Raw genomic sequence first — 15,475 nt, forward strand, 5'->3', positions numbered from 1 at the left:
ACGGCGAGCGTTATTGGTTTGGCTGTAATCCCTTTGGCAATCCTGCGCATCTATCCCGTCGTCCCATTAAACACATTATGATTATTTATGATTCTTTCTGACCTAACATGATTGTTATTGTGGTCAAGAGGCCGGTAGTGCTCCGGATTTCATGATCTGGGGCCGCAGGAAAAAGGGGGCACCGCAGCGCGGCACCCCCTTTCCTGTTCAACTGCCTGTGCCTTAAAACTGGAAGCTGACGCCGGCGACAAATCGGCGGTCGGTCAAGCCCTGCTCGCACAGGAGTGCATCGTCATTGATGCACCATTCATTCCGGTCTTCGCGTAGCAGGTTGATCCCGTCGATACCGACGCTCAGTCGGTCCGTGATCGCATAGCTCAGACTAGCATTCAGCTGACCACGATCATCGACTACGCGGGGCAGGCCGAAACGCTGCGTTTCCTGAATGACGAAGTCGGACCGCCAAGTGTAGCGGGCGCGGAAGTTGATGCCATATTTGTCGTAGAAGAGCGTAGCGTTGTAAGCGTAATTCGACAAATTCGGGAGCGTTATCCGTTGAAACACGACATCATCATCGAGCGTCTGGGTTGACTGGTTTGTATCTGTCCGGCCCAGCAACTGGTTGAGAGCATTGCCTCCACCACTTCCGTTGTAGAAGTTGCTGACGTCACCACCATCTTCTTGATACGTGAAATTGCCGATAAATCCGAAGCCGGACGCAAACCCGAGCGTGTTTTCGAAGCGGGACAGATCATATTGAAAGGCAACTTCTACACCGGTCTGTGTGGCAACGCCGCTTGAGTTAATGGTCGAGGCGACGGGCACGCACAGTCCTTGGCCCTGTATGGACGAGAAGACGTTACGGTCTGCAAACGGATTGAAGATACCGCCACCTTCGCATGGCGGAGTGATATCCCGTTCAATCTGGCCTCCTGCACCGGTGGTTTCTGTCGGAAATGCGGTTTCGCGAGCAAACAGATTTGTACGCCGCTTGTGGAAGACGCCGACACTGATCAATCCTGTATCGGAGAAGTAGTACTCGCCCGCCAGATCATATGACCACACAGTTTCCGGCTGAAGATCAGGGTTGCCGATCGTAACTGGTGCCGTTGCGCTGCCGGAAAAAGCGACCGAGATCGACAAATCATCAAAATTCGGTCGGCGAAGGTCACGCGATATGCCAGCGCGTATCAGTAAATCTGCAGCCGGCTCTGCAACAAAGCTCCATCTTGGCAGGAGGAAGTCATAGCTCGACGATTGGTTGAGCTGTCCCTCCACCACGCCGTTGATGACATTGTTGCCCGTTGAATTGATATCGGTTTGTACCCAGCGCACGCCCAGGTTGCCGCGAATGGGGATATTCCCGACGTCGAAGTCGTAATTGCCTTGTACATACAAGGCATTGGTCTTTTCTTCGATGTCAAAAAACGCAGTCAGCGTTTGCGTTGGCTCTCCGATGAGAGGCAGACTGACATTGTTGGCCTGATTGTTTTCGCTGATGGCAGCGTTGATCGCTGTAATCAAACCAGCACGATCTGTCACAGATGCGACAGGATCGATTTGCAGATAATCCGGAATGAACAATGTCCGACTATCGGCGGCGTTGAAATTGTTCGGTCCGGCGACGACGAACTGACTGAACTGATCAAGGCTAGGGCGGAAGAACGAAGGTGAACTCGTTGCTGTAAAGTTGCTGGACAAAGTGCTGTCCAGATTTACCGCAGAACTCACATTGTGTCGCCAGCCTGCGTCGATCGACGAAAACAGCGGCAAAACCCCTACAGTGTCGAAATTGAGGTCGACCCGAAACGCGTCTTCCTGATTGTCGTTACTGCTGGCCCCTTGGCCAAGACCCCGAAGGCGATAGTTCGCCGGATTGAGCAGATCCGCACTCGTAGGGCTTTCTGCAAGGCCGGGAGCAATCCCGAATTGCAGTATTCCATCGCGAGTGTCGAAAATGGCGGGAACGCCATTGTCGCTGCTGCGACCCAACGAAGGTTGCGGGCCGCGGGGGTTGATGAAATCGATCTCTGACGAAAGGTTCGGAAGATCTGTGACCGATTTCGAGCGCGAAAGTTCCACGTTGGCTGTCAGCCTGTCGAAATTCCATTCGAAGCCTGCGGCGAGCACCGAACTTTCAGTAAGGCGTGAACCTGTCTGCGTGCCCATTCGTAAATTGGCATCAATTGAGCCATTGCCGGCTACACCAACGCCCAGAACACCCGACGTAACTGCCTGGACCTCGCCCAACACGAGCGGGCCGTTAGGGCCATCGACTGTTCCGAGATCTACGGTTTCGAAAGAGGTATTATCGGTGTTGTTGATTACCGGTGTGGCGGTAGTTCCCGAAAAGAATGCGCGCGAACTTTGCTGAATGCGGCTCTGATCGTTGATGGTCGCGTCAACATAAAGCCGAAGGTTGTCCGTCGGCTTCCATTCGACTGAGCCGGTGAAGTTGAGAGTTTCATACTCCTGGTTCGTCAGTTGCTGATCAAGAAACTGGATGCGCAGGAAGGGAAACGATTCAGCGCTGGCCAATCCGGAATTGGGAAGCACCGCGCGGTCGCGATCAACGCGCGGCGAAAATTGGGTGACGTCGAGTTCAGCGTAACTCGCGCTCAACACGAGACCGATCTCTCCCGCCCCCGTATCCCAATTGTTGCCGACCGTCGCCGAGATGCGCGGTGAAATTGTGTCGGACAGATCGCTGTACTCGCCTTGCGCGCGCACCGAGATCAATGGGCCACGCAGGTCGAGCGGGCGAATCGTGCGCAGATTGATCGTCCCGCCAACTGAACCTTCGATCGTGCTTGCTTCAGAGACCTTGGTTACTTCAACGGCGGCAATCAGTGCTGCGGGCAAATCTTCAAAGCTGATACCTGACCGGCCATTACCAGCGCCGACAGTAGAAACGCCGTTAATCTCAACCCGGTTTGCGCCCGTGCCGCGGATCTGTACTGATGTACCAACCCCCGCTGAACGATCAATTTGAACGCCCGTGATGTTTTCGAGCACTTCGGCGAGGTTCTGATCGGGCAGCTTTCCGATATCCTCGGCCCGAATGACCTCCACGATATTGTCCGCACGACGTTCTTCTTCAAGCGCGCTGGCGAGCGAACCGAGAATGCCGCTAACGATAATGACATTGGTGTCATTGTCTGGCGAAGTAGAATCCTGATCATCGGTTGATTGTGCAAGTGCTTGATTCGAAACCAGTAGCAGGGCCGATGCCACAGCAGTGGAAGCGGCCGTGCATAGGGCCGATTTGATTGTCTTTCGCATTTCCCTCTCCAATGTCGACCCTGTCTTTTGTGAGGGCCTGAATCGGGTCTATGCAAAATTATGATCAGTCTTGCAATATAATGACTGAACTTGAATTAACATTGTTGCTTTATTGTTTCATCCTGCGTTGTGGATTGTCTCAAATATTGCCTACTTTAAGAATGAGCCTTGCGCAGCTTGCCACCTGTTCGTGCCGACTGGCCCGACGTGCGGCAGATGAGTCTGCGTGGGATAGTATTTCTTTATACAACAGCGGGTTATTGGCCAGGGTTGCTTATGGTAAGATGACATCTCGTGCTTTGAAAAGCCTCGGACAGCTTGCATGAATCTTCAACCTCGTGCGCGCTGTGATACAATTGCGTCAGTTTGTGCCTTGCTACCCACTTGGCCAACATGCAGTAGTGGTAGAAGGGGAATTTGATTGAACAGGCGATTTTCAAGTTATGGCTGACATTCAAAAAGCGCGGGGCATGCACGCATCGGAGCGAGAGGATATTATCCTCGGCGCTCTGCGTGAAAAGGGCTTTGCGACCTACCGTGATCTGGAAGAAAAGGTGGACGCTTCCCCGGCAACGATCCGAAGGGATTTGGCGCGGCTTGAGAAGCTGGGCAAAATCACGCGGCTGCATGGCGGGGCCAAGGAAGTCGATCCTTCTTCATCAGAGCAGTCCGCCCTGCCAAGTCTGACCGGGACGCCATTCGATAAATCCCTGCGACAGAACGTCTTGGCGAAGCGGGCCATCGGGAGGGCGGCGGCAAAATATTGCAGGCCCCACGAAGGCATCATCATCGACGGCGGGACGACGACCTACCAGATGTGCGAATTTCTGGACGAGATCGAACTGCAGGTTCTCACAAACTCGCTGCATATCGTGAATGCATTGCTACGGCAGGAAACTACGCAATTGTTGGTGCCGTCAGGGCCTATTTTCCGCGAACAGAACATCATTCTTGCTCCTGCGGGCGAAACCAGCATGCCCAATTTTCACGCGGGCAAGCTGTTTATCGGGGCGGCCGCTGTCAGCCCGCGCGGAATATTTCAGGCTGACGCGCTTCTCGTGGCGAGCCAGCGGCGCTTTCTTGAACGCACGGATGAAACGATCCTGATGGTCGATTCAAGCAAGCTGGAAGTATCATCGGGCGCAATCGTGTGCGAATTGGCGCGTATCGATCGCATGATCACGGACAGTAATGCCGACCCCAAACTGATTGCGCAGCTGCGCGATGCCGGGCTCAAGCACATCGAGATCGTTGAGCCTGACGCGAGCTGACGCCAGCTGACTTTCTGCGGCCTTCAGGCTGCAGATCGCACACAGTCAGTGGTCCTTCACCAGAATATCACGTGAGATGGCATCAATCGAGGTCACCCCTGTCAGCGCCATCGCGACCCGCATTTCCGCTTCGATAAGCGCAAGCATATGCGTGATCCCGGCCTCGCCGTTGCCGGCGAGCGCATATGCCCATGCGCGCCCAAGCAGAACACCTTTCGCTCCGAGTGCCAGCATCCGAATAACATCCAGGCCCGTGCGAACGCCTCCGTCTGCCAGAACGGTAAGCCGGTCGCCCACCGCATCAGCAATTGGCGGTAGCGCCTGTGCGGTGGACGGTACGCCGTCCAGCTGCCTGCCGCCGTGATTGGATACCACGATTCCGTCCGCTCCGGCGTCGGCAGCCATACGGGCATCCTCTGCATCCAGCAGGCCCTTGATAATTAGTGGCCCTTTCCACTCGCTTCTGATGAAAGCGATGTCATCCCACGTTACTCTCGGATCGAAATTGTCGCGCATCCACGCGAAGAAATCTTCGATGCCTGAACCTTCACCAAGAACCGGAGCGACATTTCCCAGACTGTGCGGCCGACCGTGGATGCCAACGTCCCATGCCCAGCGCGGACGCATCGCACCTTGCCAGGCGCGGCGAAGGTCGCCTGCGAAACCCGGTGCGCCGGCAAGGCCGGAACGGTAATCGCGGTAACGGCTACCGGGCACAGGCATGTCCACCGTAAAGACCAGTGCCGTGCAGCCTGCTGCGACAGCGCGGGCCATCAGATCGCGCATGAATTCCCGGTCGCGGATCATGTAAAGCTGGAACCAGAACGGATCACTTGCGGCCGCGGCGACTTCTTCCAGATCGCAGGCCGACACGGTGGATAGCGTAAACGGAATACCCGCCTTGTTCGCAGCCCGAACGGCCTGACACTCACCGCGACGGGCGTTCATGCCGGCAAGGCCAATCGGCGCAAGTGCGACAGGAAGTTGCTGCTTGTTGCCGAACAGCTGCGTGGTCAAATCAAGTTTCGAAACATCGGTCAACACGCGTTGGCGCAGGGCAATGTCCTGCAAATCCGCGATATTCCGGCCCAGCGTCTGTTCCGCATAGGAACCGCCGTCGATATATTCGAACAGGAAATGCGGCAGGCGGCGACGGGCCAGTTCGCGGTAGTCTGTTGTGCTGGCGGGTTTCATGCCGGAACTTCCAATTGTGCGTGCCACGCGGCGGCGTAAAGGCTGATATCTTCGTCAAGTGGCTGGACCTGTCGCAATTCGCCGGACGGACGAAGAGAAGGATCAATCAGGCGCATGGCTCCGAAGCTGACATCATTATGGGCATTGGCAACATAAACCTTCGTGCCGGGCCGGAGCGATGCGAGCGCGCGGACAAAAACCTCCGCTTCGGAAAAGCGGCCTTCTACCAGAAGCCGTTCCTGTGCGCCCACCAGATCAAGCGCGGTGTTGGCTACAAGTGCTGCATACAAACATGCCCCCGCGCGGCGGGCATACCAATCTTCCGGGCGCCTGACCCAGCCACCTGCAAGATCGGGGTATGGGCCATTTCCGGCTGACAGGGTGGGCAGCACAAAGGCCTGCTGAGTGAAAACATCGGCCACCGCTTCGAGCAGCTTGGGCTGGTCTGGTTTGATGTCCACTCGGCGGGTGTCGATCTGGATCAGGCTTTCGATCTCCCGTCCGCCCATAAAGCGGGCCGACGGGACAAGTTGACCAAAGGGATCGACATTCGCCAGGCAATCACGGCTTTCGGGCAGGTCTGCAAGATCGACTGCCGATCGGGCAAGCCGCATAGCGATGAACCACGTTCCGGTAGATAGAATGGTCGCCTCATTGTCCTCGATCTCGGCAAAGCCTCTCGCTGCGAGCAGCGCGGCGTTCGAATCGTGCAGGCCGGCAAGAATTTTGACATCAGGCGACAAGCCGGTCTTCGCAGCCAATTCCGGACGAAGCGTGCCAAGCACATCGTTTGCCTTGCGAAGCGGGGCGAATCGATCTGCCCAACCGCGCTGTTTGGCGAGGGAGGAGAAATCGCCGGACACCGGATCCCATAAATCCGTGTGGCAACCCAGGCTGGTAACTTCGCTGGCGGCCACGCCGGACAGAAGCCACGCCCAGTATTGCGTCCAGGGCACCAGGGTCGCACCTTTGGTCTGTTCGGGAAACTTCGAGTCGGCCCAGTACAGCTGCATTCCCAGATTGAGTCCCGCTGGAAGGGCAGGAGATCCGGTTTCGGCAAATGGCGCGCGGATCTGGCGATAGGCCGAGACAATTTCTTCTGGCGGTTCGGCTTCATAATCAAACGGTGGATGGGTGATGGATCCATCCTTTATCGCCACTGCCCCAGCGCCGTGCGCTACTGGTACGATGAATTCGACCGGATGATCAGATACTTTGGCAAGCGAATCGAGAACAAAGCCTGCGATCCCGCTTTCGTCGAGGCGGGCTACGCCCTCCTCTACGATGCGCTCGTTGGGCCGCGTAAATCGTTCAAGTATCTCACCTTCACGCGACCAAAGGGTCAGTTTGCTGAGAGTTTTGCCGATGTCGACAACAACCGCGAACCCACTTTGCAATACACTCTCCCGGCACCAAGACTTATACGTTTTATGATTGCTGATTAGCGAAATTGATTGCTTATGAAAAGTCCCGATGGTAACGCTCGGCGTTATGAACATGCACACGCCTCTGGCTGAGAAAGCCATCCCGTTTGCGATCCCGGAAAACAACTGGGACGCTAGTGAAGCATCGAACATGAGCGAATCGGAGCTGTTGCTCTATCGCTCCAACCTTCTCGGTGCCGATCTGACTGTAACCAATTTTGGCGGGGGGAACACCTCCGCGAAAGTTATGGAGCGGGACCCGCTGACGGGTGAGGAAGTGGAGGTCTTGTGGGTAAAGGGTTCCGGCGGCGATATCGGCTCCATGGGGCTTGATGGCTTTTCGACGCTTTATCAGGAAAAGCTTCTCGCTCTTGAATCGCACTATTCCGGCGATGAAGATGACGACAAGATGGTCGGCTTCCTTCCGCATTGCACTTTCAACCTGAATGGCCGCGCTGCCAGCATCGATACACCTTTGCATTCCCTGCTTCCGTCCAAGCATATTGATCATGTCCATCCGGACGCGATCATCGCTCTGGCTGCTTCAAGCGGCGGCGAAGCTGCCACGCGGGAGCTTTGGGGTGAAGAGATAGGCTGGCTACCGTGGAAGCGCCCCGGCTTTACGCTGGGTGTTCAAATCCGCGATTTCGCTAAGGCCAATCCCAATGCCAAGGGCGCAATGCTGGCTGGCCATGGCATCATCTGTTGGGCCGACACTGCCAAGGATTGCTACGACCAGACTGTTCGTCTGATTGCCGAGGCTGCCGAATATCTCAACGGCAAGCTTGAAAGCGCCCCGGCCTTCGGTGGCGCGGTGACCGGTGCGCGTGAAGATCGTGCGGAAATTGCGGCAGGCCTGATGCCGCGCCTTCGCGGTCTGATGATTGGCGATCGCCGCAAGGTCGGCCACTTCTCCGATGATGCGGCCACGATGGAGTTTGTGGGCAGCAAGGACTTCCACCGTTTGGCGGAGCTGGGAACATCATGCCCGGATCACTTCCTGCGCACCAAAATCGCTCCGCTGACGCTGGACGCTGACCGTTTGGAAGATGACGCGTATCTGGCGCAGTCTATCTCCGATTATCGCGCCATGTACGGCGCATATTACGACCGCTGCAAGCGCGACAATTCGCCTGCCGTGCGCGATGCCAATCCGGTGGTTGTGCTGGTGCCTGGCGTAGGCCGCATGACTTTCGCAAAAGACAAGGCCACCGCGCGTATTGCAGGTGAATTCTATCTCAACGCGATCAATGTGATGCGCGGCGCAGAAGCTGTCGGTGATTACATCGCTTTGGACGAGCAGGAAGCATTCGACATCGAATACTGGCTGCTTGAGGAAGCCAAGCTACAGCGCATGCCTGCCCCCAAGGAAATGGTCGGCAAGGTCGCCTTGGTAACCGGCGGTGCTGGCGGCATCGGTGCAGCCGTTGCGCGCCGCATGTTGCAGGATGGCGCATGTGTTATGTTGGCAGACCGCGATGAAGGCAGCGTCGAAACTGTGCATGGCGATCTCGCCAAGGCTTTCGGTGCTGATGTTGTGCGGTCTGTAAAGTGCGACGTAACCGACGAGGCGCAGGTCGCAGCAGCGGTTGCAGAATGTGCCCGCGAATTCGGCGGTATTGATGTGCTGGTGGCCAATGCCGGTATCGCATCCTCGGCCCCGATTTCGGAAACCACCACAGAGCTGTGGGACAAGAACTTCGATGTTCTGTCAAAGGGCTATTTCCTTACGGCAAAGCACGCCTGGCCCCTGATGGAGGGTATGGCCGACATGGGTGGTACCAGCATCGTGTTCATCGGTTCCAAGAACGCTGTGGCTGCTGCAAAGAATGCCAGCGCCTATGCCAGTGCAAAGGCTGCTGCCAATCACCTTGCACGCTGCCTCGCGCTTGAAGGGGCAGACAGCGGTATCCGCGTGAATGTCGTTAATCCTGATGCAGTCATTCGTGGCAGCCGCATCTGGGATGGCGACTGGCGTCAGGAACGTGCCGGTGCGCATGGCATCGATTCCGGTGACGAGCTTGAAGAACACTATCGCCAGCGTTCCATGCTGAAGCGTTCGGTTCTTCCCGATGATATCGCTGAAGCCACCTATTGGTTCGCCAGTGAGGCTTCGGCCAAATCAACCGGCAATATGATCAATGTAGACGCGGGCAACGCGCAGGCATTTACACGTTAGAAAATCAAAACCCGGGAGGGGTTCACATGACGGGATCACCAATTTCAATCGATCTGGTGTCGCAGTCCAACGCGTCCGCCAGCGAAGTGCTGGAAGACGAATATGCGGCACTGGGCAGGAAGCTTGAACGGCGCGGAATCGCAATCGATGCGATCAAGGACCGCGTAAAAGATTTTGGCGTTGCAGTGCCAAGCTGGGGTGCGGGCAGGGGCGGTACGCGCTTTGCCAAATTCCCGCTGGCCGGCGAACCGACCAACATCCATGAAAAGCTGGAGGATTGCGCGGTAATCCATCAGCTTGGGAAAAGCACTCCCGGCGTTAGTCCGCATTTCCCGTGGGATTGCGTGGATGATTACGCCGGCCTGCGTGAAGAGGCGGCGGCTTATGACCTCGTCTTCGATGCAGTCAATTCCAACACATTTCAGGATCAGCCCGATCAGGTGCAGACCTACGCCACCGGTTCGCTTTCTTCCACAGTGGAGGCGACCCGCCAGCAGGCGATAGAGCACAATATTGATTGTATCGAGATCGGTAAGAAGATCGGCTCGAAGCGGCTGACAGTATGGGTTGGTGACGGCACCAATTTCCCAGGTCAGCAGGATCTCGGGCGCTCTCTTGATCGCTATATCGATGCCACCAGCCACGTTTATGACGCGCTTCCAGCAGACTGGACAATGATGCTGGAACACAAGATGTTCGAACCTGCATTCTACTCCAGCGTGATTGCGGACTGGGGCAGTTCGCTCATGGCAGCGCAGGAACTGGGCGATCAGTGCAAGTGTCTGGTCGACCTTGGTCACCATGCGCCGAATGTGAATATCGAACAGATCGTTGCGCGTCTGCACCGTGCCGGAAAGCTGGGCGGCTTCCATTTCAACGACAGCAAATACGGCGACGATGATCTGGACAGCGGCAGTATCAATCCACACCAGCTGTTTCTGGTGTTCAACGAACTGATCGAGGCGGAACGCAATCCGCGGGAAGGGTTCGATCCTTCCTACATGATAGACCAGTCGCACAACGTCACGGACCCTATCGAAAGCATGTTGTCTTCGGCGGAAACAATTGCCGGATGCTTTGCGCGTGCCGTGATCGTTGACCGCGAAGCCTTGTCGGCCGCGCAAAACGATAATGACGTGATGCTCGCGTTCCGCACTCTGCGTGCCGCCTATGATACCGATGTCGGCCCGATACTTGCCAAGGCCCGAGAAGAGCAGGGCGGGGCAATCGACTGGCTTGGGGTCTATCGCGCCAGCAAATACCGTGAACGCAAAGCGCAAGAGCGCAAAGCAGTCGGCCTTGGTGCCGGCATCGTCTGAACAGGCGCCTGAAATCAAGACAAAAAGCGAGAGATGATGTCCAAGATGCGTAATCCACTGTCCGCGGCCGGTTTGGTGCTGGCCCCTATGGCGATGCTGTTGTCATCCTGTGCAACAGTGCCGGTGCCGGCGACACAGAACGTCATGGCGGAACAGCACACGAGAGCGGAGATCCGCGAGGTCGCCAATCGTGCGGCGAACTGGCAGCTGGCAAACCTGGATAATCTGGAAGAAACGATTCGCTACATTTCCCGCGAAACGCCAAACAAACGCGGCTGGGTTATGGGCACGTTCTTCCTTGGACTGGCGGATTACGCCCAGCGGACCGATCAGCCGCTCTATCTCCAATCGTTAACGCGGATTGCCGATGATCAGGACTGGCGTCTTGGTGACAGGCTGTATCACGCCGATGATCACCTGATCGGGCAAGTCTATTTCGCGCTGGATCGCGCCGGCGTGGCGTCGGCAGACCTTGCTCCAACACAGGCGACACTTGATGCCATTCTGGCTGATCGCCCGACCAACCAGATGATGCATCCTGATGTCGAGAGCGATCCTGGTTGTGCCCGGCGCTGGTGCTGGTCCGATGCTCTATTCATGGCGCCAGCCACATGGTGGGACGCTGCATCGACTTTGAACAATGCGGCCTATGCAGATTTTGCGCATGAAGAATTCGTGGTGGCGACCGATCTGCTCTTCGATCAGGAAGTGGGGCTGTACTACCGTGACAGTCGGTTCTTCGATCGGCGCGGCGCCGATGGTGAAAAACTGTTCTGGAGCCGCGGAAACGGCTGGGTGTACGGCGGGCTGGTGAACATTCTTCAGGTCATGGACGTGAATGATCCGCGCCGCGATTACTATATCTCGCTGTTCCGGCGTATGTCCGACAGCCTTGTCGCTATCCAGACTGATGAAGGCATGTGGCGTGCGTCCTTGCTGGCAACTAGCGAGACCCCGCCGGAGACCAGCGGTACCGGGTTCTTCACATACGGCTTGGCGTGGGGCCTGAACGAAGGCGTGCTTGTGGGCGATCGCTACGAAACCGCGGCAAATGCAGGCTGGGATGCGCTTGTCGCAAATGTCGATGCCGATGGCCGGCTGGGTTACGTGCAGCAGGTTGGCGATCAGCCCGAGGGGGTTCAGCCGGACGATACGCAGCTTTACGGAGTCGGAGCATTCCTGCTTGCAGCAGGACAGATCGAGCGCCTTCGCACGAGGTGAGCGCAATCAGCCTCGAATCGGCAAAAACGACCAAGGTCAATGGCTTAACGTGATGGTTGCATAATCGCCGCTAGTTGCGGATTTGCAACTGTAAGCGCAATCAATCATAAAAAATCATAAAACATCACTTAAGAGCATTGACCTGCTCAGTCGGCTTGATACACTTTGATCAAATAATAAGAATTCACTTGGGGAGAAATTATGAAAATTCGCGGCGCCTGCAATGGCTCATTCGTTGGTAAATCGGCTTTTTTTGCAGGGGTTGCGCTCACCGCGCTTTGTGTTCCTGGATTTGCTTCGGCGCAGGATGCGCCGGCTCCTGAAACGGCAGAAACAACCGACGACAATGTGATTATCGTCAGCGGTATCCGCGACAGTCTTGCGAATGCGCTGGATATTCGCCGGAATGCTGACGTTGTTCTCGACGGTATTTCTGCCGATGACATCGGTTCGACGCCGGACCTTAACCTGGGTGAGGCGCTTGCGCGTATCCCCGGTGTCCAGATCAACCGCGAAGGGGCACGCCGCGATGCGACGATCTCCGTCCGCGGGCTTCCGGGCCAGTTCACCAAGACAACTGTTATGGGTCAGGCGATTGCGTCGACCACGCGTGGCAGCAACACCGGTAACCCGTTCGGGATTTTCGAAAGTGCGATCTTCAATGGCGCAAATGTCATCAAGTCGTTCACTGCGGATACGCCTGCCGGCGGCCTTGCTGCCCAGGTTGATCTTCGCCTCAACAGTGCGTTGCAGCGGCGCGAAGGCTTTGCGGCCCGCGCAGAGCTGACTTACGAAGGTACGACGGAAGATTACAATCCGTCCTTCTATTTCACCGGGGCGCAGCGCCTGGGAGATCGCTTTGGCGTTTACGGAACCGTGTCCTATTCGGACCAAAGCTTCCGCCGCGATACTTTCCGCATCAATCAGTACCGCGCGTTCAGCAATGCCGAAGTAGCTGCCTATGCTGACGGCAGCGCCGTTAGCGGCACTGGCGATACCTTGAGTGCTCAGCCGAATTCATTCTTCGATATTGCGCCTGTGGGCGAAAATGGCCTGAACAATTCTGTAATCTATCCGCAGGCGATCCGGCAGATTGTCCAGAACAATCGCGGCTACCGTGTCTCTGGTGCCGCCGGCCTCGCTTACGAATTGACCGATAACCTGCAATTCCGTCTCGACGGTCTTTATACGCGCCGCGATCTTGGTGAATCCAATCAGGATATTTTCATCACGGAAGCGCCAAACAATGGCAGCTCGCTCATTTCGCCGCTTTCAAACCCGGTCCGCTTGGGCACAACTGACTTTGACGAAAACAACGTCGAGGAAAACGTGTACATCGTGCCGCGCATTCAGGTCAGCGACCAACAGACCGCAATCGGCAACCGCAGTTTTCCGGCTCTTGATGAATCGTGGGCAATCTACCCGCAAATGAATTTCGAAAACGATGATTGGCGGGTCGACATCATCGGGACCTATTCGGAGGCAACCGGTACTTCAGCTCTCAGCCAGTATGACGTGCGCATTCGCAACCGCGGCGGCAGCGCTTCCACACGCTCACCCGATGCCAATCTGGATGGCATCGATGATCGTGGTACCGGACAACTTGCCATCTTCGATCAGGGTCTCGGCAATCTCAACAATATCTTTGTCGATAATTTCGTCCCCGCCGAACTTCTGGATCTCGGAAATACGCTCGGCAATTGGCGGATTGAGACCGGCAGTGCGATCGGTGCGCGCGATGATTTCCGCATCACCGCACCTAACGGCGGGGCGTTCAATTCGCCAGTTTCGATCCTTGCATTGGGCTTCCTCGAAGGCGCAGAACGCGACCTTGCATCCGTTGACTTCGATGTCGCTCGCAAATTCTCGAACAGCTTCATCACAGAAGTCGGTATCGGTGGTTATTACTCGCAGGAAAACTCGGCCCGTTTCCGCCAGGAATTTTCCGCTCTTGGCCTGAACTTTCCGGCGATCACAGCTGATATTCTTCGTCTGAATGATGGCGTTACTAGTGGCAGCTTTTTCGCAGGCGGAAACATTCCGGGAATTGAAACCGACCAGTTCCTTTCAATCGATATCCCGGTTCTGGAAAGCCAATTGGGTGCTGCGAACGGCGGCCAGGTCGATGGACTTGCCTTCTCGCCCAACAACGGCAATTTGCGCAATTATATGCCGGAATTGACAACGGCGAGCGCGCAATCGGTTACGGTTGATGAACTGCTGGCTGCATTGCCGGTGGTTCCAGGTACTACGTATCTGCCGCGACTGCCGCAGAACCGCACGATCGATACCAACTTCGATTCCTCGCGGGATACCATTGAACTTTACGGCATGGCCAAGTTCGATTTTGGCGAGGTTTCCGATTTCCAGCTACGCGGCAATGTCGGCGGGCGTTATGTCCGTACCGATCTTACCGGTCTGGTCCGCCCGATCTCGGCAGAATTTTACGCAAATCTGGCGGCAATTCGTGCGGCAAACGGCGGCGACCCGCTGGTATTCCGCGAAGGGGCTGAGCTTAACTTCGATGAAGCCAACAACACCTTCGAGCGGTTCCTTCCATCGGCCAACCTCATTTATGAGATCACTCCGGATCTGGTGGTTCGTGCCGCCTATTATGAAACATTCGAAGCGCTCGATCTTGCCGAATTTTCACCTTCGCCGACTTTCATCCGGGAATCCGAGCCTGGCACGGAATTCGACGATGAGAATGCTGACGATTCGATCGTAGGTGCAGACGGGCAGCCCATTCCGCGGACGACTGTAAGCATCAGTTCGCTCGACATTGAGCCGCGTCGTTCCACTGGCTTCGATCTTGGACTGAGCTGGTACAACCGTCCCGGTTCCGTCGTCGCCATCGGGTTCTTCCGCAAATCCCTGATCGGAGATATCTCCACCCAGCGCAATTTCTGTCCTGCAGGTGAAGATCTCACAGTGGGTGGTCGGACTTTTCAGGACATCCGCTTTGCGGACGTGAACTCGCCCAACCCGATCGAAAGTTCATTTGCAGGAAACTGCGTGTTCACCAACGATCTGGGCGATCCGCAACGTATCCGTGTCAATCGCAGCGTGAACAATCCGGACACCATCAATGTGACCGGCTTCGAAGCGCAGATTCAGCAGTCCTTCGACTTCCTGCCGGGCCTGCTTGGCAACACCGGCTTCGTTGCGAACTATACCCGCGTCCGTTCGGGCGGTGACAATGATGTGCAACTCTTCAACGTGGCAGAGGATACTTACAACCTCATTGGCTACTATGAAGATGAACTGTTCCAGTTCCGTCTGGCATACAACAGCCAGTCTGAAATCCAGCGTCAGGGTGGTTCGTCATTCCTGGGTGGATCGACCATCATCGCGCCGCGTGACCAGCTTGATTTCACTGGTCGCATCCAGCCGATCAAGAACGTCGAGCTCCGTTTTGAAGTCTTCAACATCACGAACACATCGCGCCGTGAATATGTGGGCTTCGAAGAACTTTTCCGCCTGTATGAATATGACGGTCGGACATACTCTGTTTCTACGACAGTGCGTTTCTAACCTGCGTTTCTCCCAGGGGCCGGTGCGTTCATACCGCGCACCGGCCCCAAA

9 protein-coding genes are annotated in these 15,475 nt (G+C 56.2%); 6 read left to right on the top strand and 3 right to left on the bottom strand.

Annotated features, from left to right (window positions below):
* Positions 1–222: 222 nt before the first annotated feature.
* Positions 223–3,282, bottom strand: coding sequence for a TonB-dependent receptor (locus AB731_RS06210; RefSeq protein ID WP_047091992.1), 3,060 nt, complete (start codon positions 3,280–3,282; stop codon positions 223–225).
* 80 nt (positions 3,283–3,362) lie between these two features.
* Between AB731_RS06210 and AB731_RS13975 the strand changes: the two genes are divergently transcribed.
* A complete protein-coding gene (locus tag AB731_RS13975) occupies positions 3,363–3,608 on the top strand; it encodes a hypothetical protein (RefSeq protein ID WP_156167377.1) in 246 nt (81 codons plus the stop codon).
* A gap of 117 nt (positions 3,609–3,725) precedes the next feature.
* The gene (locus tag AB731_RS06215; RefSeq protein WP_231638857.1) at positions 3,726–4,553 is read left to right on the top strand and encodes a DeoR/GlpR family DNA-binding transcription regulator; all 828 of its coding nucleotides are present in this window, start codon (positions 3,726–3,728) and stop codon (positions 4,551–4,553) included.
* 45 nt (positions 4,554–4,598) lie between these two features.
* Here AB731_RS06215 and lldD read toward each other — a convergent pair whose 3' ends face one another.
* Positions 4,599–5,747, bottom strand: coding sequence for an FMN-dependent L-lactate dehydrogenase LldD (gene lldD / locus AB731_RS06220; protein WP_047091991.1), 1,149 nt, complete (start codon positions 5,745–5,747; stop codon positions 4,599–4,601).
* Complete coding sequence (locus AB731_RS06225) at positions 5,744–7,144, bottom strand: FGGY-family carbohydrate kinase (RefSeq protein WP_047091990.1); 1,401 nt, start codon at positions 7,142–7,144, stop codon at positions 5,744–5,746. Before AB731_RS06225 ends, lldD begins: the two co-directional genes overlap by 4 nt.
* Before the next feature lie 94 nt (positions 7,145–7,238).
* On the opposite strand from AB731_RS06225, the gene AB731_RS06230 reads away from it, so the two are divergent.
* The 4 genes from AB731_RS06230 (at position 7,239) to AB731_RS06245 (ending at position 15,424) form a co-directional block, all read left to right on the top strand.
* The gene (locus AB731_RS06230) at positions 7,239–9,350 is read left to right on the top strand and encodes a bifunctional rhamnulose-1-phosphate aldolase/short-chain dehydrogenase (protein ID WP_047092956.1); all 2,112 of its coding nucleotides are present in this window, start codon (positions 7,239–7,241) and stop codon (positions 9,348–9,350) included.
* Between the two features lie 26 nt (positions 9,351–9,376).
* Positions 9,377–10,669 (top strand): TIM barrel protein, encoded by a 1,293-nt coding sequence (locus AB731_RS06235; RefSeq protein ID WP_047091989.1) that lies wholly within the window; start codon positions 9,377–9,379, stop codon positions 10,667–10,669.
* A 45-nt stretch (positions 10,670–10,714) separates the two neighbouring features.
* The gene (locus AB731_RS06240; RefSeq protein WP_064971804.1) at positions 10,715–11,890 is read left to right on the top strand and encodes a glycoside hydrolase family 88/105 protein; all 1,176 of its coding nucleotides are present in this window, start codon (positions 10,715–10,717) and stop codon (positions 11,888–11,890) included.
* Positions 11,891–12,091: 201 nt separating this feature from the next.
* Positions 12,092–15,424, top strand: coding sequence for a TonB-dependent receptor (locus tag AB731_RS06245; protein WP_047091987.1), 3,333 nt, complete (start codon positions 12,092–12,094; stop codon positions 15,422–15,424).
* The last annotated feature ends 51 nt before the right edge of the window (positions 15,425–15,475 follow it).

The sequence above is a fragment of the Aurantiacibacter marinus genome (genome assembly GCF_001021555.1).
GTDB lineage: Bacteria > Pseudomonadota > Alphaproteobacteria > Sphingomonadales > Sphingomonadaceae > Alteraurantiacibacter > Alteraurantiacibacter marinus.